The following is a 23,319-nucleotide window of genomic DNA, read 5'->3' as shown; positions in this document are numbered from 1 at the left end:
CTGCGCCAGGCGGTTAGCCTTGGCCTCTGTACGTAGACTGGTATGCGCGCGGTTAGAGCGGAAGCGCTTGGCGGATTTGATGTGTATCGGAAAGCCTGCGCTAGAGTTTGCTGAGTAGGTATATTGAAATCACATGGACCATGGCCTCTGGAGTATTGATAGTGGGGCTGTACCATTGGCGCTACACGTTTTTTTTATGGACCTTCAAAGACTTTACAGTCTAAAGCGCCTGCTAAGGAGCAGATAATGGCCATTAATATTCAGGGCCTTTCTTCATCATATATTGCCAATGAAAGCCCCTTTACCCTGTTCGGCGGCGTCAACGTCATCGAGAATGAATCGTTTATCATGAAGGCGTGCGAACACTACGTCGATGTGACGCAACGGCTCGGCATTCCCTACGTCTTCAAGGCCTCGTTCGACAAGGCCAACCGGTCCTCCATCCACTCATTTCGCGGGCCGGGGCTGGAGGAAGGGCTTCGTATCCTTCAAAAGGTGAAGGAGGAATTCGGGGTGCCGGTCATCTCCGATATCCATGAAGTCGAGCAGGCGGCACCAGCGGCCGAGGTATTGGACGTGCTTCAACTGCCGGCGTTTCTGGCGCGCCAGACAGATCTGGTCGAGGCAATGGCCAAAACCGGCAAACCGATCAACGTGAAAAAGCCGCAGTTTCTGAGCCCGCATCAGATGAAAAACGTGGCGGACAAGTTCGCCGAGTGCGGCAACGATCAGATCATCCTGTGTGAGCGCGGCGCCAATTTCGGCTACGACAATCTCGTGGTCGATATGCTGGGCTTCGGTGTGATGAAAAAGGTCACCAACAACCGCCCGATCATTTTCGACGTGACCCACGCACTCCAGTGCCGCGATCCGCTGGGTGCGGCCTCGGGTGGCCGGCGCGATCAGGTGCTGGAGCTGGCCCGTGCCGGTATGGCAACCGGTCTGGCGGGGCTGTTTCTTGAAGCCCATCCGGATCCGGCCAACGCCAGGTGCGATGGCCCGAGCGCGTTGCCGCTTGCCAAGCTCGAGCCGTTTCTTGCACAGCTCAAGGCGATTGATGATCTGGTCAAGTCGTTTGACCCGGTGGATACCTCGGCCTGATGACGCGCTCGACGCGCGCTTCAGGAACGGGCGCGGCACAAAAACTGTTGGTTACAGGTGGCGCGGGGTTTATCGGCAGTGCGCTGGTGCGCCACCTCCTCGATGAAACCGAGCACCATGTGCTCAATGTCGACAAACTGACCTACGCCGGCAATCTGGCCTCGCTTCCTCGGGGCAATCATCCGCGTTACCGCTTCCTGAAACTCGACATCACCGAGGAGGCGGCGCTTCATGAGGCCATTGAGGTGTTTGCTCCTGATGCGGTGATTCATCTGGCGGCGGAGTCGCACGTTGATCGCTCCATCGATGGGCCGGCGCCATTCATGCATTCCAATGTCTCCGGTACCTTTTCAATACTCGAGGCGCTTCGGCGCTATCTGGCCAATAACGAAGCCCGGCGGGCGGAGTTTCGGCTGATTCATGTCTCGACTGATGAGGTCTTCGGTGATTTGGCGCTCACGGCGCCTCCGTTCGATGAGCACTCGCCATACCGGCCCAGTTCACCGTATTCGGCCAGCAAGGCCGCATCCGATCATCTGGTTCAGGCGTGGGGGCGCACCTATGGCATTCCAGCCATCATCACTCACGCCTCCAATAACTATGGGCCGTATCAGTTTCCGGAAAAGTTGATTCCGAAAACGATCCTCAATGCCCTGGCGGGAACGCCCATTCCGCTGTACGGCAACGGCGCTCAAACACGGGACTGGCTGCATGTGACCGATCATGTGCGTGCGCTCATGTGCGTACTGGAACGCGGCCGTATCGGGGAGCGTTATCTGATCGGGAGCGGCCAGGAAACGAGTAACCGGTTTCTGGTCGAGACGCTGTGCCGCCAGCTTGATCGCCTGGTTCCGACGCCGGGCGCATGTTATGAGCGCCTGATTACGCCGGTTGAAGATCGGCCGGGCCATGACGTGCGCTACGCACTTGACCACCGCAAGACCGTCGCGTTGGGGTGGCAGCCCTCCGTGACGCTGGAGGCGGGCCTTCTTGAGACCCTGCAGTGGTATCTCAATGCGTCCGAGGGGTGGTCTGGCGCGTCAGCGCCGCTGTTCCATCCATGACCTACACCTCAGAGGTAAATTCCATGACCGCTCGATTCAATCTGACAGAGATCCAGTGTGCTCGCCTGCTCGAGGGTGTGATCGAGGCCGGCAGGCAGGTCATGGCGATTTATGAGCGCGAGTTTGATGTCTCGATCAAGGCCGATGACAGCCCGGTGACCGAGGCCGATATGGCCGCCCATCATGCATTGGTGGCGCTTCTGAACGATACATGCCCGGAGGTGCCGATTCTGTCCGAGGAAGATGCCGACATTGCGTTCGAGACCCGAAGAGCGTGGGCGCGTTACTTCCTGATCGACCCGCTCGATGGCACCAAGGAGTTCATCAGCAAAAACGGCGAGTTCACGCTTAATGTTGCGCTGATCGAAGACGGCGAGCCGGTGTTCGGCATTGTGCATGCGCCGGTATTGGAGACGAGCTGGTGGGGCAGTACCGAGGGCGGGGCGTTCAAGCGCGTTGGAAAGGGCGATACGAAACCGATTCGTGTGCGCGAGTTACCCACGCCTGAAAGCGAGACGCCCTGGCAGATCGTTGCCAGCCGGCGCCATGGGGGCGAAGTGCTTGAGGCTTTGTGCCAGCGCTTGCCAGCCCATGAGCGCGTATCGATGGGTAGTTCGATCAAGCTGTGTCTGGTGGCCGAAGGCCTGGCGGATCTTTACCCGCGCTTTGCCCCGACCAGCGAGTGGGACACTGCCGCCGCCCACGCGGTGGTGCGCGCGGCCGGCGGTGACGTGCTCGAGGCTAAAACGCGTTCCCCGCTTGCCTATAACCAGAAGGCTGAGCTCTTGAACCCGTGGTTTATCGTGTTCGGTCAGCGCGATGCGCGATGGCTCGAGGCCGTACCTGTGGCCCTTGATTGACCTGGCAGGCGCGGTTGCGAAAGGCTCACCCACTCGGGTGGGCTTTTTTAATGCCTGGTTGAAATAAATGCTAAGCCTTTAACGCTCGAATCCTCATGCTTTAAAACAATACCGATGAGCCGATGCGCACATCGGCACCATGCTATGTACGCCGTATTTCACCTACTTAAAACGCCTTTATGGAATGATAAATTCCGAAGATAATGTCATGGATTTGGTTGGGAGTAGGTCGGTAGGCTGTCATTGATTCAGAGTAATGCAACTTTCTGTTTTTAAAGATGTAAATCGGCGTCATGCCGGCGCGTGGTTTTGTGTCAACCTCGCGCGATCGGCACATTTTGCAGCTCGGAAACAAATTAACGTCCTTGTCACGCGCTTTAACGCGCCCTTACACAAGACAAGGATGGGATCGATATGCAACTGGGAATCTTCTTCGCGCTGCTGCTGGTATTCGGAGCTATTTTCGCCAACGACCGCACTCACGATGATCACGGCTCCGGCTATGAGCCGCCCAAGACCGCACAAATGTGCTGAGCGCAACCGGCGCACGATTCATAAAACCCTGCCAATGGCAGGGTTTTTTCGTTTCAGAAGTGACGCTTTCTGGAAGGCGCTCAGGTGGAAGGGGCGCGCGGGGCGCTGGCGTCTTCTTTCCAGCCGCGGTGCTTGCTGGTCTGGCCGATGCCTGGGTTGAAGCAGTTGCACGGGTCAAGATCTCGATAGAACGATTTGAGCGCTGGCTTCGCGGTATAAAGGTGGCCGACGTTGTGCTCGGCCGGGTATTCGGCGCCGCGGGCATCGAGCAGCTTCCACATCTCGTGCTCGAGGGCGAGACAGTCGGTGCCCTTGGCAACAATGTAATCCTGATGCATCACATGGCAAAAGAAGTGCCCGTAGTAGAGCTTGTGAATCAGCGGACGGTCGATCGCCTCCGGCAGTTGTTCAAGCCACTGGCGTTCGTTGCGCTTAAGCGCGATGTCGAGCGCGACGATGTCTTCGACGTCTTCGCTGTGGATGATTCGGTAGCGCACCGCAGCGCCGGCGGCGGCGAAGCGATGCAGAAACGCCTTCTTGCCTTCCTCGGGCGTGCATTCGAAATACGCCCCTTGAGTGCCGTCGAACAGATGCGCGAGCGTCCTGCGGGTTTGCTCGAGGCTCTCTTCGGAGACCTTCAGCAGAAGATGATGCTCGAACCGGTTGCGGTACTCGGTCATCCGCGCGGGCAGGTGCGCGGGAAAGAACCGGCCGAGGCGCTGAAGGACGTGATCGGACAGGTTTTCCGGCAGACCCGGAACGCGCCCGGCGAGTGAGTCGAGCGTGCTTTTCCATTTGAACAGCGTCGGCAATCGGTGCGTACCGAAACGGGCGATGGTCAGAAACGTATCCTTGCCGTAGCGCTCGGCAATATCGTAGGCGTCTCGGTGCATGTACTCCCCGGCCACCGGGAGCGTGTCGAACTCGCGCAGCACGGTGCGTCGAAGCTCGGTCAGCTGGTCGGGGTCGTTGGTGCCGAGATAGAACACCTGCGTGTTCTTTTCCATCGGAAAGGTGTCGAGGCGCAGCGCAAACACCATCAGCTTGCCGGCAGAACCGGAGGCCTCATAAAGCCTGCGGGGGTCATTGTTGAAGCGGGCCGGGGTGTCGGCGTCAATGTCTCGAACGTGGTCCTGATAATCGGGGTCAGAGGCGACACCTCGATCAAGTTCGATGTCATCAGGCCGGAACTCGCCGCGCTCGACGCGCTCGAGCAGTGTCTCCGGCTCGCCCTGGCCCAGCGTGATCCCCAGATGATTGACCAGCTCAAGGGCGCCGTCCTCGCGCACGCGGGCGTAGAGCGCAAGCTCGGTGTAGGCCGGGCCGCGCTTGACCAGCGAGCCGCCGGAGTTGTTGCACACGCCGCCGAACACCGAGGCACCGAGACACGATGAGCCAATAACCGAATGAGGTTCACGTCCAAGCGGGGCGAGCGCCTTCTCGAGCTGATCGAGGGTGGCGCCGGGCAGGCACAGCGCCTGTCGCCCCTCGTCGATCAGCTGAATATGGGCAAGGCGCAGCGTGTTGATGATCACGATCTCGCGGTCGTAGTCGTTGCCATCCGGGGTGGAGCCGCCGGTCAGCCCGGTGTTGGCGGCCTGGGTGATGACGATGCGATCGGTGTCGATGCAGGCCTTTAAAATGCGCCACTGCTCGACCAGCGAGCCGGGGCGCACCACGGCGGTAACCGGGCCGGTACCGAAGCGAAAGCCGGTGCGGTAGCGCCGGGTGGCGGCGTCTTTGGTCAGTACGTGTTTATCGCCGACCACACGTTTGAGGTGATCGATGAAGGCATCGACGGGGGTGTCGGGTGTCAGGGCCGAGGAGGCCCGCGAGGCGTCGGTCATGAGGGTTCCTGCGCATCAGCGAACGCCGGGCGGGAAGGCCTGCGCTTATGGGCGGCGGCCGTCGCACGCATCCTTGAGCGTCTTGGGTCAGAGGGCGAACGGTATGGAGTCATTGCTTGATCAGGGCATCATGGTGGCTCTCGAAAAGAATGTCTAATATATCAAATTGCCTTCTGTGAGACGTTTTGGATATGGAACTGCGTCAGCTCCGCTATTTTTTGGCCGTTGCCGAGACCTTGAACTTTACCCGCGCCGCCGAACGGCTGGGGATGGCGCAGCCACCGCTCAGCCAGCAGATTCGAAAGCTGGAAGCGAGCCTGGGTACGCCACTTTTTCACCGCGATCGGCGCTCGGTCACCCTCACAGAGGCCGGCGAGCAGTTCCGCGGTGACGTTCAGCGCGTGCTTGCCGACCTCGAGGCGGCCAGGGGGCAGGCACTGGCAACGGCGGCCGGCAAGGGTGGGCGGTTGTCGGTCGGGTTCGCGGGCTCGGCGGTCTTTCACCCAGGCGTTGCCCAGCTGATGCGAACGTATCGCCACCGCTATCCCGGGGTGCAGATCGACCCGGTCGAGAGCAATACGCCAACGCTTGCGGCCTCGATCAATAACTTTGAGCTCGATTGTGCGCTGGTGCGCCTGCCGTTCGATCTCGATCACGGCCGCTACCGGTATGAGGTGCTGGTCGAGGAAGACATGCGCTTGGTGCTGCCGCCAGGGCACGCGCTGGCCGACCGAGACGATATTGCGCTGTCGGAGCTTTCAAACGACGCGCTGATCCTGTTTCCGCGCTCGCTCGGGCCCAAGCTCTACGACAGCATTTTGCTTAAATGCCAGGCGGCCGGAGTTACGCCGCGTCTGGCTCAGCAATCACCGCAGATTTCTTCCTCGATCAATATGGTCGCGGCAGGCTTTGGCGTGGCCATCGTGCCGGAGTCGATCGCCTCGGTGCATGCGCCTGGGGTCAGCTACCACCGGCTGACCGGCCGACCCCTGGTCTCCGGCATCGCTCTGGTATGTCGGGCCGAGGAGGCCCGGCCCGCGGTTGCCAACCTGATGGCGGCGTGCAAGGCGATTCGCGAGGCGCTCTGAGCCCGGGCGACACGGGCGTGTCCCACTATGGTCTAGCATGCGTTGGCTTGCAGCTATGTCCGACATAAGGTATTGATGTAGGCCTTTCCCAGAGAGACGATACCACCATGGCGGGCGCGCAAAACCGTGACGACTTGCTCGAGAAGCTGGCTGGCGCCATTTTCGACGGCACCTATCCTCCTGGCAGCTTCCTGCCGCGTGAAATCGACATCTGCAGTACGCATCAGGTCAGTCGCAGTACGGCCCGAAGCGCGCTACAGACGCTGGTGGATACCGGCATTCTGGTGCGCATCTCGGGGCAGGGCACGCGGGTGCGTGCGCCGAGCGAGTGGCAGTTGCTTGACCCGCGCGTCACCCATTGGCTGACCCATTACACCGAGGCCAGCGCGTTCTACATGGACGACCTGCTGCGGTTTCGAGAGTCGGTCGAGCCGTTCGTGACCATGGAGGCAGCCACGCACGCCACCGCCGAGGATCTGGTCGCGATCGAGCGGGCGCTTGGCGGCATGGCTGCAACCATTGACGCCCCTGACCATCATAGTCAGGGCGCAAGCCACGATGAGTACGATGTGGCCTTTCACGAGGCGGTGTACGCCGCGACTCACAACGTCATCTGGACGCAGCTTTCACACATGCTCAAACCCATCATCCACGCTCAGGTCGCCCGCACCCGTCGAAGCGTCGAGGCAATGCGCGAAAGCGTTGGCTGCCATCGCCGTGTGATGGAGGCGATTCGCCGTCAGGAGCGGGGCGAGGCCTGCGAGGCCGCTCGTGAGTTGCTGTCCCATACCGCCGAAGACCTGCGCGATGGCCCGGGCGCATCGCTTGAATAGCGAGCCGCCCGGAGTTCGCGCTATTTACATTCCACGTTATTTCCCGAGGCATTCATGAAGATTACTCGCCTGAAAACCTGGCAGATTCCACCGCGCTGGCTCTTTCTCAAGATCGAGACCGACGAGGGCGCCTACGGCTGGGGTGAGCCGGTCATCGAAGGGCGCGCCGCCACCGTGGAAGCGGCGGTGCATGAGCTTTCCGACTATTTGATCGGCCAGGATCCGCGGCGCATCGAGCATCTGTGGAACACGCTTTACCGCGCGGGATTCTACCGCGGTGGCCCGATTCTGATGAGCGCGATCGCCGGCATCGATCAGGCGCTGTGGGATTTGAAGGGGCGCGATCTGGGCGTGCCGGTCTACCAGCTTCTGGGTGGGCGCGTGCGCGACAAGATGCGGATGTACGCCTGGACCGGCGGTGACAAGCCCCACGACGTCGGCGCCGGCGCGAAGGCGCTGGTGGACAAGGGCTTCACCGCCTTCAAGATGAACGGCACCGCCGAGATGGCGATGGTCGACAGCTACACCAAGGTCGATGAGGCCGTGGCCCGTATCGCCGAGGCCCGCGAGGCGGTCGGCATGGATGTCGGCATCGGCATCGATTTCCACGGCCGCGTGCACCGCCCGATGGCCAAGATCCTGCTCAAGGAACTCGAGCCGTACCGGCCGATGTTCGTCGAGGAGCCGGTTCTACCCGAACATCTGCCCTCGCTCAAGCACATCGCCGGCAACCTCGGCTACCCCATCGCTACCGGCGAGCGTCTGCATACACGCTATCAGTTCCGCGACCTGCTGGCAGACGGCATGGTCGACATCATCCAGCCCGATCTCTCCCACTGTGGCGGTATCTCGGAAGGGCTCAAGATTGCCTCGCTGGCCTCGTGTCATGATGTCGCACTTGCACCGCACTGTCCGCTCGGGCCCTTGACCCTTGCGGCCTCGCTGCATCTGGACGCGGTCTCGCACAATGCGTTCATCCAGGAACAGAGCATGGGTATTCACTACAATCAGGGCAACGACGTGCTCGATTACCTGGTGGACAAGTCGGCGCTCGCCATCGATGACGGCTATCTGGCCATTCCCGACGGCCCGGGCCTTGGGGTCGAGATCGATGAGGCGTTTGTCGAGGAGCGCTCCAAAGTGGGGCACCGCTGGCGTAACCCGGTCTGGACCCACGACGATGGCAGCATCGCCGAGTGGTAATTCGGGCACGATACGTTGTTTGAACCGTGTGAAGATCACTGTCGGGCGCGCCTGAGTGCACGCTCGGTGGCCAACAGATCCTGATATCGCCAAGGAGAAATCATGTCTTTATTTCACGAGGCGCTGAACGACCGCCCGCTGGTCGCCATTTTGCGCGGCATCAAGCCGGCCGAGGTCGATGAGGTGTGCGACGCCCTGGTCGAGGCCGGGGTGCGCTTTATCGAAGTACCGCTCAATTCACCCTCGCCGTGGACATCGATCGAGGCACTGGTCAAGCGCGCGCCCAGTAACGTTATCGTTGGCGCGGGCACCGTGTTGCATACCGGCGACGTCAAGCGGCTGAAAGAGACGGGTGCGGAGCTGATGGTCACGCCCAACACCGACCCCGAGGTGATCGAGGCCGCCGATGATGCCGGGCTTTACAGTCTGGTCGGCTGCGCGACGCCGTCCGAGGCGTTTCAGGCCATCAAGCACGGCGCGACCGGCCTCAAGCTGTTCCCCGCGGCGCGCTTTGGCTGCGATTACCTGAAAGACATCAAGTCGGTGCTGCCGTCACGCGTGCCCGTGCTGGCGGTTGGTGGCATCGGCATTGACACCATGGGGGAGTGGCACGCCGCCGGCGTGAATGGGTTCGGCTACGGCAGCATGCTCTACACCCCGGGCAAGGCCGCGCGTGAAGTCGGCGAGACTGCCCGTGAAATCGTCGCTGAATGGCAGCGCCTTCAGGAGCTTTCCGGCAAGCTCGAAGGGCTTCAGCGGGAGGTCGATCAGTGAGCGAGGCGCGCTACATCGTGGTGGACTGGGGCACCAGCAACTTTCGGGCGTTTCTGGTCGATGCCGAAAGCGGGGCGTGCCTCGAGGAGCGCCGGGCCGACGCCGGCATCAAGGCGTTGAGCCAGTCCGAGTTTCCCCACTATCTGGCGCGCCAGGTGGCGGGTTGGCGTGAGAGTGAGGCCACGCCGATCTATCTGTCGGGCATGGTCGGTGCCAAGCGTGGTTGGGCCGAGGCGCCGCAGCTGTCGCTGCCGGTCACGCTCGATGAACTGGCCCGCCACTGCCTGCCGGCGCCCGGCCTCGACAACGCCTTTATCGTGCCCGGCGTCAAATGGCTCGAGGCGGACGGTGACGGCGTGGTGGATGTGATGCGCGGCGAGGAAGTGCAGCTTTTCGGGGCTCGCGCGCTTTCAAGCGCCGAGGCGCGCTGGTTCTGCGTGCCGGGCACCCACAGCAAGTGGGCCGAGCTTGAGGGTGACACGCTGGTGCGCTTTTCAACCTTCATGACCGGCGAGCTGTACCACGCGGTGCGCTACCACACGCTGCCCGGTGAGCCTGCCCGCGATGACGCGCCGTTTGATGACTCCGCCTTCGATCAGGGCCTTGCCCGTGGCGGCGCCGAAGAGGGCGTGCTGCATGCACTTTTTGAGGCGCGAAGCCGTCATCTTTATACAGGGCTTGCCGCCGAGCAGGTCGGAAGCTTTCTGTCGGGGGTGTTGATCGGCTCGGAAGTGGCGACCATGCGTGCGCGCCTGCCGCACGGTGCGACCGTGTGTCTGATCGGCTCAAGCCAGCTCACGCCGCTTTATGAGCGGGCATTGACGCGTGCCGATCTTCGTTTTGAGAGCGTGGCAAGCGATGACGCGACCCGGGCCGGCATCAAGTCGCTTATTGCCTCCAGCGCGCGCCGTGACTAGCCGGTGCGTGCCTAAAGTGATGTCGTGAGTCTATGCTTGATTAAGCTCCATACTTTAAAAAGTCTATGCTTAAGTACGCCAGACGCCTCGACAACACCACAACCCAGGGCGCGCATTTATGGTTTTATCGCACGACACGTTACTTGTTTTTACCGATCTGGACGGCTCGCTGCTCGATCACGACAACTACGATTGGCAGTCCGCCGCGCCCTGGCTTGATCGCCTGCGCGACAAGGCCATTCCCGTCATCATCAATACCAGCAAGACCCGCGCCGAGGTCGCAACGCTTCGCCAGGAGCTTGACCTCTATGCACCGTACATCGTCGAAAACGGCAGTGCCGTCATCCTGCCGCCGGAGTGGTGCCTGAATGAAGCGGTCGATGACAGCGGCTGGGCCGTGGTTCATCTGGGCGCGGACTACGCCCGGATACGAGACGTGCTCGAGGCCGTACGGTCTCAGGAGCGCTTGAGCTTTCGGGGCTTCGGGGACATGACGCTTCAGGAGGTCGTCGAGCGGACAGGGCTCGATGAGCAGGCGGCCGAGCGCGCGCGCGACCGCCAGGGCTCCGAGCCGATCGTCTGGGAAGATACGCCCGATCAACTGACCCACTTTCAACAGCTGCTCGCCGGCACCGGCCTTTCATTGACCCGCGGCGGGCGCTTTCATCATGTGTTGGGCGAGGAGGTCAACAAGGGGGCGGCCGCGCGTTGGCTGTGCGAGCGTCACGAAGCGATCTTTGAGCAGAGCGTGCGCTCGATTGCCCTTGGCGATGGTGAAAACGATGTATCAATGCTCAAGGCCTGTGACCGCGCCGTGGCGATTCGAAACGACCACGGCCGCGTGCTTGAGGTTGAGGGGGCCTACATGACGCAGCATTCGGGGCCTGCCGGCTGGGCCGAAGGGCTTGATCATTGGCTGGGACATGACAAAGAGGCGGATTGATGAGCGACTTCTACCAAAATGGCATCATCACCAATTTCCACAATCTGGGCAATCGCCCGGTCGAGGCGCTTGAAAGCGAGCTCAAGCAGTTTTCGAAGCGTCGCCCGATGGGGCTGATCCTGCCGTCGCTGTACTCGGAGCTTGAAGGCCCGGCGCTTACGCGCATTGTTGATCAGTTGAAAGAGGTCGATTACATCGATGAGATCATCATCGGACTCGACCGCGCCGACCGCGACCAGTTTCTGCATGCGCGGGATTTTTTCTCGCGGCTTCCCCAGCACCACCGCATCCTCTGGAACGATGGGCCGCGCCTGAGCGCAATCGACCAGGATCTGGCCAAGGAAGAGCTGGCGCCGCAGGCCCCGGGCAAGGGGCGTAACGTCTGGTTCTGCTCGGGCTACGCCCTGGCCTCTGGCCGCTCGGAGGCGATCGGGCTGCACGACTGCGATATCGTCACCTACGACCGCACGCTTCTGGCACGGATGATGTATCCGATCGCCAACCCGCGGTTCAACTACGAGTTCTGCAAGGGCTATTACGCCCGGGTCGCCAGCGGCAAGCTCAATGGCCGGGTCGGGCGCTTGATGGTCACACCGATGCTTCGAGCGCTTAAAAAGATGTATGGGCCGCTTGATTACCTGAACTACCTCGACAGCTACCGCTATCCGCTGTCGGGCGAGTTTTCGATGCGCGCCTCGGTGCTCAACGACATTCGCATTCCAAGCGACTGGGGGCTTGAAATCGGGGTGCTCTCAGAAGTTCACCGCAACTACTCGACCAAACGGCTGTGTCAGGTCGATATCGCCGATACCTACGATCACAAGCATCAGCCGCTGTCCCCGGAGGACGCAAGCGCCGGGCTCAACCGCATGAGTCTGGACATCGCCAAGGCGCTCTATCGCAAGCTGGCAACGCTTGGCGTGATCATTCACGAAGAGGATTTCCGCACCCTGAAGGCGACCTACTACCGCACCGCGCTCGACCTGATCGAAAGCTACTACAACGACGCGATGATGAACGGTCTCAAGGTCGACCGTCACAGTGAGGAGCAGGCCGTCGAGCTGTTCGCCCAGGCGATCATGGACGCCGGTGACGCGTTTCTCAAAAACCCGCGTGACAAGCCGTTCATCGCGAGCTGGAGCCGGGTGCAGTCTGCATTTCCTGCGCTACTCGAGCGCCTGCATGACGCCGTTGAGCAGGACAACAGCGGCGACGTGTGAGCGATCAAAGGCTTTATGCCGACACGAACCATGCATTAAAAAAGGGCCGAACGGCCCTTTTTTAATGGCAAGTTGACGCCACGGAATCAGCTCTGGCTTACAAGCCAGGCGCTGCGATAGGGCTTGAGCAGCAGTTTCTCGTCATCGGGCGAGGCCAGATTATCGATCAGATCGGTCCAGCCGCGCCCTTTGAGGCCGTCTGGCAAGGTGATGGCCTGGGGCTGGTCTGAGACGTTGTGAAGGGCCAGCAAGCGTCGGCCATTTTCAAGCGGGCCGCGCAGAAAGGCGAACACCTGCGGGGAGAGTTCCAGAATTTTCTGAGGCACGTCCGGGTGAAAGCAGGGCTCCGCCCGCCGGAGTTTCAAGCGCTTGGTCAAGCGCTCGAACACGCTCCGCGTCGGGGTGGTGGGCGAATCAAGCAGGTGCTCGAGCGTGTCACGCTGCCAGCGTTTGCGGTTGATGGCGCGCAGGTGGCCGGTGCGTTGAACGCCATTGGTGTCGTTGCCGGTGGCGGTGAGGCTGTGAAGATAGACGCCCGGAATGCCCTGAAGCCCCATCATGATGGTCTGGCTGCACAGAAATCGACCGATCTGCCACGGGTCTTCGCCCTTGCGGGTGCCTTTCATGGCATCGAAGTAGGTGATGTTGATCTCATAGGGCGAGTCCTCACCGTCCGGGCCGGTTTTCATGCTGACGTGGCCGCCGAAGCGTTTCATGAGCTCAAGCAACTGGCTGATGTCGTGCTCGGGCAGCAGGCCTTCGAGCGCGCGCACGCCGATGCCATCGTGGCTTGCAGTAAAATTGAAGTAGGTGCATCCCGCAGGCAGGGGAGGAAGCGTTGCCGCCCACTCGGTCAACGGGGCGGCGTCGCCGGTACTGAGTGTGTGCACCAGAAGCGGCGGCAGGGTGAACTGATACACCATGTGCGCTTCATCGCCGTCACCGAAATAACTCAGGTTTTCATGGTGCGGCACGTTGGTTTCGGTAATCAACAGCACGCCCGGTACGAGGTAGTCGAATACGGCCCGAATCAGTTTGACTATGGCGTGGGTCTGGGGCAGGTGAATGCAGGCCGTACCGAGCTCTTTCCATAAAAAGGCGATGGCGTCGAGTCGCACGATGCGCGCGCCCTGGCTCAGGTAGTTGAGCAGTACGCCAAGCATTTCGATCAAAACGTCTGGGTTTTCGAAGTTGAGATCGATTTGATCGTCGGAGAACGTCGCCCATACGTGGCGTGTGCCGCGCCGGGTCGAGACCGGCACCAGAAGTGGCGTATTGCGCGGGCGTGTGACTCTGGAAACGTCGGTGTTGGCCGGCAGTTCGATGAAGTAGTCGCGCCCGGGTTGGGTGCCGGCAATGTAGTCGGCAAACCAGAGCGATTCACGCGAGACGTGGTTGATCACCAAATCCAGCATCAGGTTGTGTCCTTCGGCGATTCGTCGAATGTCGGCCCAGTCGCCCAGATCCGGGCTGACCTCGAGGTAGTGGGTGATGGAAAAGCCGTCGTCGGAGCTCCAGGAGAAAAAGGGCAGGATGTGCACGGCGCTGAAGGTGTCATTGAGCCGCTCACCGAGAAAGCGGTTCAGCTCATCAAGCGGAAACACGTCCGGGGCGGCGGCGCTTACGGTATTGCCGTAGGTGATCAGGACCTGGCTCTTTTCGCTCCAAAGCGGCCGGGGAGTGGCATCGAAGGCGTCTGCGTAGCTCTCGATCAGCTGCATCAGCCGCCTGAGTACGCCGTCGGCGCGCGCCTCGCCATAGACAAAACTCAAGAGCGCACTGGCGCGCTCGGTGAATTGGTGTTCATTCAATGGGGTAACGGAGGTGTCCTTCAAGGTCATGACTGACTCCTGGTGCCTTATTGTTATGAATGGTGCGTTGTTGTGAATAGTGCGTTGTTATGGGTAATGCGTCGTTATGGGCCGCTCGGCGGCTCTTTAACTGTAGTGCCTGACTCTGGCGGCGACGACTCTGGGCCGGCTCAGAGTTAAGCGCATTTAAAGGCGAGCACTTGCATGTGAGGGCGGTCTCGACGAGACTTGAGCCGCGTCAGGAGGGGAGTATTCCCGTCTACGAAGGTGTCGTCATCACGGGTTCATCACCCCGGTGCCTTCGGCAGCATTTCGCTGCGGAAGAGACCTCCGGTAGCCAGCCATGGGGTTCATGGCACTTACTGCTTTACCGGAGGTTTGAAAATGGATGTCCCCGTCTGGGTCTGGGAAGTCACGATCGCGGGCTTCGCCGCCCTTTTTGTATTCGATTTTTTTGCACATACTCGAAAAGCGCACGCGCCCTCGATGAAAGAGGCTGCGCTGTGGTCGGTTTTCTACGTCGCGCTGGCGCTGGTCTTTTGCGCCGGGGTCTGGACGGTCTGGGGGCATGGGCACGGCGGCGAGTTTCTGGCCGGGTTCATCACCGAAAAGAGCCTGTCGGTGGACAATCTGTTCGTGTTCGCGATCATCATGGCGAAATTCGGCGTACCCAGGGAGTTTCAACAGAAGGCGCTGTTGATCGGCATCGTGATCGCCCTGATTCTTCGCGGTATTTTCATTGCCGTGGGGGCGGCGGCCATCAACCAGTTCAGCTGGGTGTTTTATATCTTTGGCCTGTTTCTTCTGTACACCGCGGTCAAGCTTGCGCTCGAGTCGCTGTCTCACGGCAAGGAAGACGACGAATACGAGCCGAATGCGGTGGTCAAGTTCGCGCAGAAGCACCTGTCGGCAACCGAGACGTTTCACGGCAACAAGCTTTTCGCCAAGATCGATGGCAAGCGCGTCGTCACTCCTCTGTTTCTAGTGGTGCTGGCGCTTGGCCTGACCGATGTGCTGTTCGCGCTCGACTCCATTCCGGCCATCTACGGCCTGACCAATGAGCCCTACATCGTGTTTACCACCAACGCCTTTGCGCTGTTGGGGCTCTTGCAGCTCTACTTCCTGTTGGGAGGATTGTTGAACCGCCTGGTTTATCTGGGGGTTGGGCTCTCGGTTATTCTTGCGTTCATTGGTCTCAAGCTTATTTTCCACGCGATGACCGAAAACACGCTGCCGTTTCTCAATGGGGGCGAGTCGATCGCCTGGGCGCCGCACATTTCGACCTGGACCTCACTTGCCGTTATCGTCTGTGTGCTGGCCACCACGACCATGGCGAGTCTGGTCAAGACGCACAACCAAGAATGAGCCGGCGCAATCGCGCCGCCGCCATCAAAAACGGCCCCTTCAAGGGGCCGTTTTTTTAGTGCACTGCAAGCGCATCAGGTGCGTTAGCGCTTGATTAGCCGGTAAAGCACCAGCAGGATCACGGCGCCGAGCACGGCAATGGCGAAGCTTCCAACATTGAATCCAGTTACATCGCCGAAGCCGAGCGCCGAGCCGATCCAGCCACCGACCACCGCGCCGACGATGCCGATCACGCTGGTGACGATGCACCCGCCCGGATCCTTGCCCGGCATGAGCAGTTTGGCGATGGCGCCTGCGATAAGACCGAACACTATCCATGCAATGATGCCCATGAGTCCTCCTTGAGTGAGCGTGAACCGAGTTGTGGATGCGCTCTTACCCTAGGCGGGCTTTAAGGCAATGGCAATTCATTGTGCTCAACGGCAGACGCATGGGCGTTCAACGGCCGCTCACTCAACGGCCGCTGACGAGGCGATAACTTGCGCACACCATGTTGAAACCGAGCGCGCCCGCGAACGCAAGTGCTACGCCCAGTTCACTGAACGCGCCCTCAGGGAGTAGGCCGGCAATGGAGGCGATGAAGGCGAGACCGACGCCACCGAGGGCGCCGGCGCCCATGCTGCCGAGAAAGCCGAGCGCCCCTCGGCGGGGAACGACGATGTTGAACAGAAAGCCGGTTAAAAGGCCGGTAAAGAACCAGGACAGAATATCCATGGGTGCGCTCCTAGGTGGTCAAGAACGTTGAGCGACCCCACTTTGGAGAGGCCGCGCCGGTCGTGTAATTTTCCCCATCCCGTCAGGCGGGGTACAATGCGATTTATCGCGTGGCTCAGACGTCGATCGATTCGAACGCCTGACGCCGTTGTTCATCGTTATTCATCGGAAGTCTGCCGATGCACTGCCCTTTTTGCGGTACCCACGAAACCAAGGTGTCCGACTCGCGGCTGGTGGCCGAGGGTGATCAGGTTCGACGACGTCGCCAGTGCCTTGCCTGCGGCGAGCGCTTCACGACCTATGAGACCGCCGAGCTGATCATGCCCCGCGTGATCAAGGGCGACGGCTCGCGCGAAAGCTTTGATGAGCACAAGCTGCGCGCCGGCATGATGCGTGCGCTCGAAAAGCGGCCCGTCAGCGCCGAGGCGATCGAGGCGGCCATCGTGCGCGTGCGCCAGACCCTGCGTGCACGCGGCGAGCGGGAAGTCGCCGCCCGCATCGTGGGCGAGGCCGTCATGGAGCAGCTTCGAAAGCTCGATCAGGTGGCCTACATTCGCTTTGCGTCGGTCTACCGTCGGTTTCAGGACCTCGACGAATTTCGCGCTGAAATTGAACGCCTTACCGGCGATCTTTCCTAGCGACACGTTGTCGCAGCGCGGCGCTTGCCGCGCTCGTACGGTCGCGTCACATGTTTTTCAGGAACTGCAGTAATGTCCGCTCAGTCTCGAACCGATGCTTTCTACATGGCTCACGCGATTCGGCTTGCCGAGCGCGGCCGCTACACCACCGACCCCAATCCTCGGGTGGGGTGTGTGCTGGTCCGGGAAGGCGAGATCGTGGGGGAGGGCGCCCACATGTGGGCGGGCGAACCCCATGCCGAGATTCACGCCATCATGGCGGCCGGCGATCAGGTTCGTGGGGCGACGGCCTACGTCACTCTGGAGCCATGCTCTCATTACGGTCGAACCCCGCCGTGCTCCAAGGCGTTGATCGACGCCGGCATCGCGCGGCTGGTTGTTGCGATGACGGACCCGAACCCTCAGGTGGCCGGGCGCGGTTTTCAGATGTGTCGGGATGCCGGCATCGAGGTGGTCGAGGGTGTGCTCGAGGAGGAGGCGCGTGCGCTCAATCGAGGCTTCATTGCCCGCATGACCGGGCGCTTGCCGTATACCCGGCTCAAGATGGCGATGAGCCTCGATGGCCGAACCGCCATGGCAAGCGGTGAATCCCAGTGGATCACCGGCGCAGCGGCGCGGGGCGAGGTTCAACGACTTCGCGCAAGCGCAAGCGCGGTGGTAACCGGCATCGGTTCCATCCTCGATGACGACAGCCGCCTGACCGTTCGCGCCGAGCCGGACGGCGTCGCTGCCGTGCCGTGCGAGCCCGGGCGAAGCTACCGTCAGCCCTTGCGGGTCGTGGTCGACAGCACACTTCGCATGCCGGTTGACGCTCAGTGCCTAAGTGAGCCGGGCGCGACCCTTGTTGCGACCACGTCGACCGATGCCGACAAGCGCTCAGCGCTCGAGCAGGCGGGGGCCAGTTGTCTGGTGCTGCCGGCCAATGCCGAGGGCCGAGTCGATCTCGTGGCGCTGTGGCGTTATCTGGGTGACCAAGAGGCGTGCAATGACATTCTTCTTGAAACCGGGGCCACCCTTGCCGGTGAGGCGCTGACACTTGGGCTGGTGGACGAACTTCACCTGTTCATGGCCCCAACGCTTATGGGCGGGCAGGCCCGGCCGCTGTTCGAGCTTGGCCCGCTTGCCAAAATGAGCGATCAGCGTCGACTGGTGATCGAAGACGTCCGCGCCTTCGGAAGCGATTGGCGAATTCTTGCGCGGCCGGAAACGGTGGCCAATGCGTCGCTTGAATAAGCGCGCCTTGGCAGAACCGTTTCGTTACGAGTAGTCTGTGGCTCGTCGTCATGATGAGTTTGATTTTTTAGGAGAGCGCATGGCCCTTTCGCCGATTCAAGAACTTGTCGATGACATTCGGCAAGGCAAGATGGTGATTCTCATGGATGATGAGGATCGAGAGAACGAAGGTGATCTCATCATGGCGGCGGAATGCGTCGAGGCCAGTCACATCAACTTCATGGCCCGTCATGCCTGTGGCTTGATCTGCATGCCGATGACGCCCGCGCGCTGCACCCAGCTCGGCCTGGATTTGATGGTCAAGCGTAACGGCTCGGGCTTTGGAACCAAATTCACGGTGTCGATCGAGGCCGCCACCGGCGTAACCACCGGCATCTCGGCGGCGGACCGGGCAAGAACGGTTCGGGCCGCTGCCGCGCGCGGTGCGACCGAGGACGACATCGTTCAGCCCGGCCACATTTTCCCGCTGATGGCCGAAAACGGGGGCGTTCTGCGCCGGGCCGGCCACACCGAGGCCGCGTGCGATCTCGCGGCCATGGCGGGTTTTCCGCCGGTAGGTGTGATCTGTGAGATCATGAATGACGATGGCAGCATGGCGCGCCGGCCGGAGCTCGAAGCGTTCGCCGAGCGCCACGGCATTCGCATCGGTACCATCGCCGATCTGATCCATTACCGCATGCTCAACGAGAAAACGGTCGAGCCGGTGGATGTGGAGCCGGTCGAAACGACCGCAGGCGAGTTCATGCTGCATCGCTTCTTTGATGAAACCCTGAAGACTCATCATCTGGCACTGGTCAAGGGCACGCCAGACCCCGACCGGCTGACTACGGTGCGCGTCCACGTGGCTGATGCGATGCGCGATCTCCTGATGCTCAAGCGCGAGGGAAAACGCACGGGCTGGAGCGCAAGCGAAGCGCTTCAGGAAATCGCCCACACTGAGTGCGGTGTGCTCGTGCTGCTCGATACACGTGAAATGGGAGGGGATCTGGCCGACCGACTCGATATCTTCTTCGAGCGCAGGCGAGTGCCTCGAGACAGCGTCTCCGATGGCAGCGGCGGGTATCTGACGGTGGGCACCGGCGCACAGATTCTGACGACGCTCGGTGTGGGTCGAATGCGCCTTTTGAGCTCACCCTGGCGCTTCTCGGCGCTGTCCGGTTTCGGGCTTGAAGTGGTCGAACAGGTTGCAGGCGATACCCTCGACGCCAAACAGCCGTTAGAATAGCCCCCCCTTTATCCCGACAAAGATCGACCGGCGCCTTTAGACGCCGGCAAGGAAACTGAGTAATGCAACCGATTGCACAAGTAGAAGGCCGCTTTACCGACGTGGATGGGCGCTATGCCATCGTGGTGGGCCGCTTCAATCATCACGTTGTCGATAGCCTGGTGGAAGGGGCGGTCGACGCTCTGGTACGCCACGGCGTCAGCGAAGAAAACATCGACCTGATTCATGTGCCGGGTGCCTGGGAGCTTCCGCTCGCGGTCAAGCGGGCGCTGACCTTTCTGGAGCCGGACGCCGTGATCGCGCTCGGCGCGGTAATCCGCGGCGGGACACCGCATTTCGAATATGTCGCCGGTGAGTGCAACAGTGGCATTGGCCGCTTGCAGCTTGAGTTCGATACGCCCGTTGCCAATGGCGTTCTGACGGTCAACAGCATCGAGCAGGCCATCGAGCGTGCCGGCACCAAGGCCGGTAACAAGGGCACCGAGGCGGCGATGGCCGCAATGGAAATGGTGTCGCTTCTGCGCCAGCTCAGCGGTGGTATTCAGGTTGGGGGTGATCAGTGAGTCAGGCACGTTCGGGCAAGGCGCCATCGAAATCCCAGCTGGCGCGACGCGCAGCACGCGAGCTGACCGTTCAGTGTCTGTATCAGTGGCAGTTGACTGACAAGCCGATCCGTCAGCTTGAGACAGAGTTTCGAAGCCAGGAGCCTGATGAAGACATGGCTCCGCACGAAAACTGGGCTGAGGTGATGAAGATTGCCGATCTGGCGCTTTTTCATGATCTTCTTCATGGGGCCGCGCGCTTCAGTGATGAAGTCGACCAGCTTCTGGCGCCGCTCCTTGATCGCAAGCTTGAAGAGCTTGATCAGGTTGAGCTTGCGATCCTTAGACTGGAAACGTATGAGCTTGCCAAGCGCTTTGAAGTGCCGTATCGCGTCGTGATCAACGAAGGGGTCGAACTGGCCAAGTCCTTCGGCGCCACCGACGGCCACAAATTCGTCAACTCCATTCTCGATCGTCTGGCCCTGACGCTGCGAAGTGCAGAAGTCCAGGCGCGACGGCGCTGAGTGCGAGTCGATAATGACGTCACCGGGTGAGTTCGAACTGATTCAGCGCCATGTGCTCAAGAGCCTTTCAGGCGAGCGCGATGGCTATGATCGTTTCGCTTGCGCGAATGCCGGTGTCGAGCTGGGGCCTGGTGATGATGGCGCGCTGCTTGTGCCTACGCCGGGCCACCGGCTGGTGGTCAGTACCGATACCTCCAACGTCGACGTGCATTTTCCGGCGGATGCCCCGGCGCACGCCATTGGCCATCGGGCGCTTGCGGTCAATCTGAGCGACCTTGCCGCGATGGGCGCGACGCCTCGGTGGTTCACACTCGCGTTGACTCTGCCCGAGGCCGACACTGCGTGGGTCGATGCGTTCGCCGAGGGGCTGCATGCGCTGGCGCATCGCCAGGGCATCGTGCTTGTCGGCGGCGACATCACCCGCGGGCCGCTGTCCATTGCCATCACCGTCATGGGCGAAGTGCCCATCGGTCAGGCGTTGGTGCGTCACGGGGGGGCGGATGGCGATCATCTTCTGTTGACCGGCCCGCTCGGGGGCGCCAACGCTGGACTCAAGGCCTGGCAGCGCGGTGAGCGCGACTGTAAGACATCGGCGCTTGCCGCCTACCTTTACCCCGTGCCACGGACAAGGCTCGGCGAGCGTCTGCGCACCTGTGCCAGTACTGCCATCGATCTTTCCGACGGGCTCTGGGCCGATCTTTCCCATGTGTGCCGCGCAAGCGGGCTTGGCGCCGAGCTTAGCGTGCCCGACTCGGCCTATGCGCCATCGCTTGCGTCACTGGATGCGAATGAGCGGTCGCAGGCCTTCTGGCATGGGGGCGATGATTACGAACTGCTGGTCTCGGTCGCGCCGGCTCGACTCGGCGAGGCGCATCAAGCGGCCGCCGCACTCGGGCACGAGCTCATTTACATCGGCAAACTGTCGGCGCGTACAAACGCGATCGACGGCGGGCCGGATAACCCCGGTGGGTGGCGCCACTTCGGAGAAACATCATGACTCCGGCTCCAAAGAGTGTCTGGCGCAATCCGGTGCATTTTCTGGCCTTCGGCCTTGGCAGCGGCACGGTTCCGTTCGCCCCAGGCACGTTCGGTACCCTGGCCGCCATCCCGTTCTACTGGCTGATGAGTTCACTGACGCTGCCGTACTATCTCGGCATCCTGGTGGTCACGATGCTGGTGGGGATCTATCTGTGCGGCAAGACCTCGCGCGATCTGGGCGTGCACGACCACTCAGGCATTGTCTGGGATGAATTCGTCGGTTACTGGCTGACCATGGCCGCGGTTCCGTTTTCCTGGCAATCGGCGCTCTGGGGCTTTGTGGTGTTTCGAGTGTTCGACATCATCAAACCCTGGCCGATTCGTACCGTGGACCGCCGCGTTGCCGGCGGCTTTGGCATCATGTTCGATGACGTGCTGGCAGGCGTATACGCCTGGAGCACCATGCACCTCTGGTTCTGGCTGCAATGATGTAACGCGGCCATGTCCCGCCCTATTTGATCTGGAGCAGGTATGAACAAGAAACTTGGCGCAAGTCTTGGTGGCCTTGTCGTGGTTGGGCTCGGTGTCTGGCTTGGCGGTACCGCCTACAGCAGCTACATGTTCGATGAGCAGTTGAATGCCCAGATCCAGCGGATCAACGCCGAGACGCCGCAGCTTGATCTCGAGGCAGCCGATGTCGAGCGTGGCTTCTTCTCCTCGACGGGCACGTTGAGCGCGCGCACCAAAGGCGAATCCGATCAGCCGCCCTTGACCGTGACTGCACCCTACACCGCGCATCATGGTCTGCTCTCGACCGAGGTCGAGGGGACGCTCGATGCAAAGACCGAGGGTGATACGCCCTATGTCTTCTCGACGCTTCTGGCCGGCGGCGACAAGGCCCGGTTCCATTCCACGTTCTCGCATCTGGATCAGGGCGCGACGCTTACGCTCGATGTGCCCGACCTCAAGGCCGACACCGGCGCGCAGCACATGAGTCTCGATGGCCTGTCGATCGAGGCCAATCTCGACCAGAAACAGTGGCACGTCGATGGCTCGTTTGGTGCCCTTGGCTATCGGGATTTCTCGGGTGAGTTGACGCTTGGCAACACCCATTTCGATGCGACGCAGGAAGGTCGTCCGGCGGTCATGGAGCGTCGGGTCAACATGACCATCAACGACGCCCGGTTGAGCGCCGAACAGCTGATGCCGGTGACCGTCAAGACCACGCAGTTAGCCAGTCGGCTCACGCATCATGACAAGATGCTCGATCAGACCGTACAGGCCGAGCTTACTGACATGTCGACCGCCGGGCAGCGTCTTGGCAATCTAACGATGAACAGCTCTTTAAGTGACGTGAACGCGGATGGCTGGTACGGCGCCAAGGCGCTTTTGGATCAGCACCCCGAGTGGGCGCAGGGTGATGTCGATGCTCGCGCGCTGCGTGATCTGACGCCGTCGGTGCTCAAGGCGTTATCGAGCTCGCCGACCTGGACGCTCTCGACGCTTCGCTTCGAGGGGCCGCTGTTCAATAAGCCGATCACCGCTGAAGGCACGGTCGATTTCGATGGCAACGACGTTCAGAGCCTGCCGGCCGATGCATTGGCGACCGACGTCGGTCAACGTGCGCTGCTGGAACGGGTCAAGGGTAAGCTTACCCTTAACAACGCGCCGCCGATCATATCGTTGATCGTCGGGGCGCCAGACCAGTCCAAGCTCGTCTTTAAACTTTCTGATCGGACGCTTTACGTCAACGATCGGGAATTTACCCGCCTCGGCGACTAGACTTCCTGGCTGTGCTTACGACAGGGCGCGCATCGGCTTCGATGCGCGCCCTGATCGTTTAGGCTGCTTGATAAAGCGCCGGTGTGCCCATATTGGGTGTACTAGGAAAAGAGCCGACCGGTT

General features: G+C 61.1%; 23 protein-coding genes. 19 read left to right on the top strand and 4 right to left on the bottom strand.

Going from position 1 to position 23,319, the window contains the following annotated elements; genetic code table 11:
- Positions 1 to 246 precede the first annotated feature (246 nt).
- Genes kdsA through cysQ form a run of 3 tightly spaced genes read left to right on the top strand, consistent with a single transcriptional unit; the run spans position 247 to position 3,025 of the window.
- Positions 247 to 1,101, top strand: a complete 855-nt coding sequence (gene kdsA, locus NAT23_RS09890; protein WP_251927893.1) for a 3-deoxy-8-phosphooctulonate synthase — start codon at positions 247 to 249, stop codon at positions 1,099 to 1,101.
- On the top strand, positions 1,101 to 2,165 hold the full coding sequence (gene rfbB, locus NAT23_RS09885) for a dTDP-glucose 4,6-dehydratase (RefSeq protein ID WP_251927892.1): 1,065 nt from the start codon (positions 1,101 to 1,103) through the stop codon (positions 2,163 to 2,165). The genes kdsA and rfbB overlap by 1 nt, the downstream gene beginning before the upstream one ends.
- A 23-nt stretch (positions 2,166 to 2,188) precedes the next feature.
- Positions 2,189 to 3,025 (top strand): 3'(2'),5'-bisphosphate nucleotidase CysQ, encoded by an 837-nt coding sequence (gene cysQ, locus NAT23_RS09880; RefSeq protein WP_251927891.1) that lies wholly within the window; start codon positions 2,189 to 2,191, stop codon positions 3,023 to 3,025.
- 614 nt (positions 3,026 to 3,639) lie between these two features.
- On the opposite strand, the gene dld is transcribed toward cysQ, so the two are convergent.
- Positions 3,640 to 5,406 (bottom strand): D-lactate dehydrogenase, encoded by a 1,767-nt coding sequence (dld, locus tag NAT23_RS09875; RefSeq protein ID WP_251927889.1) that lies wholly within the window; start codon positions 5,404 to 5,406, stop codon positions 3,640 to 3,642.
- A 191-nt stretch (positions 5,407 to 5,597) separates the two neighbouring features.
- Between dld and NAT23_RS09870 the strand changes: the two genes are divergently transcribed.
- The 7 genes from NAT23_RS09870 (at position 5,598) to NAT23_RS09840 (ending at position 12,384) form a co-directional block, all read left to right on the top strand.
- Entirely contained in the window at positions 5,598 to 6,494 is an 897-nt protein-coding gene (locus tag NAT23_RS09870; RefSeq protein ID WP_251928108.1) for a LysR family transcriptional regulator, read from the top strand.
- A 107-nt stretch (positions 6,495 to 6,601) separates the two neighbouring features.
- Positions 6,602 to 7,327, top strand: coding sequence for a FadR/GntR family transcriptional regulator (locus NAT23_RS09865; protein WP_251927887.1), 726 nt, complete (start codon positions 6,602 to 6,604; stop codon positions 7,325 to 7,327).
- A gap of 54 nt (positions 7,328 to 7,381) precedes the next feature.
- Positions 7,382 to 8,530 carry a galactonate dehydratase gene (gene dgoD, locus NAT23_RS09860; RefSeq protein WP_251927885.1) on the top strand — a complete coding sequence of 383 codons (1,149 nt, stop codon included), beginning with the start codon at positions 7,382 to 7,384 and terminating at the stop codon, positions 8,528 to 8,530.
- Positions 8,531 to 8,632: 102 nt separating this feature from the next.
- Entirely contained in the window at positions 8,633 to 9,304 is a 672-nt protein-coding gene (locus tag NAT23_RS09855) for a 2-dehydro-3-deoxy-6-phosphogalactonate aldolase (RefSeq protein ID WP_251594001.1), read from the top strand.
- Positions 9,301 to 10,221 carry a 2-dehydro-3-deoxygalactonokinase gene (locus tag NAT23_RS09850; protein ID WP_251927883.1) on the top strand — a complete coding sequence of 307 codons (921 nt, stop codon included), beginning with the start codon at positions 9,301 to 9,303 and terminating at the stop codon, positions 10,219 to 10,221. Before NAT23_RS09855 ends, NAT23_RS09850 begins: the two co-directional genes overlap by 4 nt.
- A gap of 118 nt (positions 10,222 to 10,339) precedes the next feature.
- A complete protein-coding gene (locus NAT23_RS09845) occupies positions 10,340 to 11,164 on the top strand; it encodes an HAD-IIB family hydrolase (RefSeq protein WP_251927881.1) in 825 nt (274 codons plus the stop codon).
- Complete coding sequence (locus NAT23_RS09840; protein ID WP_251927879.1) at positions 11,164 to 12,384, top strand: glycosyltransferase family protein; 1,221 nt, start codon at positions 11,164 to 11,166, stop codon at positions 12,382 to 12,384. The genes NAT23_RS09845 and NAT23_RS09840 overlap by 1 nt, the downstream gene beginning before the upstream one ends.
- Positions 12,385 to 12,470: 86 nt before the next feature.
- Here NAT23_RS09840 and NAT23_RS09835 read toward each other — a convergent pair whose 3' ends face one another.
- Entirely contained in the window at positions 12,471 to 14,225 is a 1,755-nt protein-coding gene (locus NAT23_RS09835; protein ID WP_251927878.1) for a sugar phosphorylase, read from the bottom strand.
- Positions 14,226 to 14,579: 354 nt separating this feature from the next.
- On the opposite strand from NAT23_RS09835, the gene NAT23_RS09830 reads away from it, so the two are divergent.
- The gene (locus NAT23_RS09830; protein ID WP_251927876.1) at positions 14,580 to 15,560 is read left to right on the top strand and encodes a TerC/Alx family metal homeostasis membrane protein; all 981 of its coding nucleotides are present in this window, start codon (positions 14,580 to 14,582) and stop codon (positions 15,558 to 15,560) included.
- Positions 15,561 to 15,643: 83 nt separating this feature from the next.
- On the opposite strand, the gene NAT23_RS09825 is transcribed toward NAT23_RS09830, so the two are convergent.
- Both NAT23_RS09825 and NAT23_RS09820 read right to left on the bottom strand, forming a co-directional pair.
- Positions 15,644 to 15,892, bottom strand: coding sequence for a GlsB/YeaQ/YmgE family stress response membrane protein (locus NAT23_RS09825; RefSeq protein WP_251927867.1), 249 nt, complete (start codon positions 15,890 to 15,892; stop codon positions 15,644 to 15,646).
- Between the two features lie 121 nt (positions 15,893 to 16,013).
- Positions 16,014 to 16,274, bottom strand: coding sequence for a hypothetical protein (locus tag NAT23_RS09820; protein ID WP_251927865.1), 261 nt, complete (start codon positions 16,272 to 16,274; stop codon positions 16,014 to 16,016).
- Between the two features lie 179 nt (positions 16,275 to 16,453).
- Between NAT23_RS09820 and nrdR the strand changes: the two genes are divergently transcribed.
- The 8 genes from nrdR (at position 16,454) to NAT23_RS09780 (ending at position 23,196) form a co-directional block, all read left to right on the top strand.
- On the top strand, positions 16,454 to 16,912 hold the full coding sequence (nrdR, locus tag NAT23_RS09815; RefSeq protein WP_251593987.1) for a transcriptional regulator NrdR: 459 nt from the start codon (positions 16,454 to 16,456) through the stop codon (positions 16,910 to 16,912).
- 72 nt (positions 16,913 to 16,984) lie between these two features.
- Entirely contained in the window at positions 16,985 to 18,145 is a 1,161-nt protein-coding gene (gene ribD / locus NAT23_RS09810) for a bifunctional diaminohydroxyphosphoribosylaminopyrimidine deaminase/5-amino-6-(5-phosphoribosylamino)uracil reductase RibD (RefSeq protein WP_251927863.1), read from the top strand.
- A gap of 79 nt (positions 18,146 to 18,224) precedes the next feature.
- On the top strand, positions 18,225 to 19,370 hold the full coding sequence (gene ribBA / locus NAT23_RS09805; protein WP_251927861.1) for a bifunctional 3,4-dihydroxy-2-butanone-4-phosphate synthase/GTP cyclohydrolase II: 1,146 nt from the start codon (positions 18,225 to 18,227) through the stop codon (positions 19,368 to 19,370).
- Positions 19,371 to 19,432: 62 nt separating this feature from the next.
- Positions 19,433 to 19,933, top strand: coding sequence for a 6,7-dimethyl-8-ribityllumazine synthase (gene ribH / locus NAT23_RS09800; protein ID WP_251593976.1), 501 nt, complete (start codon positions 19,433 to 19,435; stop codon positions 19,931 to 19,933).
- Positions 19,930 to 20,436: a transcription antitermination factor NusB gene (gene nusB, locus NAT23_RS09795; RefSeq protein ID WP_251927859.1), complete on the top strand. Its 507-nt coding sequence runs from the start codon at positions 19,930 to 19,932 to the stop codon at positions 20,434 to 20,436. Before ribH ends, nusB begins: the two co-directional genes overlap by 4 nt.
- A gap of 13 nt (positions 20,437 to 20,449) precedes the next feature.
- Positions 20,450 to 21,433: a thiamine-phosphate kinase gene (gene thiL / locus NAT23_RS09790; RefSeq protein WP_251927857.1), complete on the top strand. Its 984-nt coding sequence runs from the start codon at positions 20,450 to 20,452 to the stop codon at positions 21,431 to 21,433.
- Complete coding sequence (locus NAT23_RS09785) at positions 21,430 to 21,903, top strand: phosphatidylglycerophosphatase A family protein (protein ID WP_251593969.1); 474 nt, start codon at positions 21,430 to 21,432, stop codon at positions 21,901 to 21,903. The genes thiL and NAT23_RS09785 overlap by 4 nt, the downstream gene beginning before the upstream one ends.
- Positions 21,904 to 21,945: 42 nt before the next feature.
- A complete protein-coding gene (locus tag NAT23_RS09780) occupies positions 21,946 to 23,196 on the top strand; it encodes a DUF945 family protein (RefSeq protein ID WP_251927855.1) in 1,251 nt (416 codons plus the stop codon).
- Positions 23,197 to 23,319: the final 123 nt, after the last annotated feature.

It is taken from the genome of Larsenimonas salina (assembly GCF_023736155.1).
Classification (GTDB): Bacteria; Pseudomonadota; Gammaproteobacteria; order Pseudomonadales; family Halomonadaceae; genus Larsenimonas; species Larsenimonas salina.
The sequence above is the reverse complement of the archived record's forward strand: the minus strand, read 5'-3'. Positions and strand labels throughout refer to the sequence as shown.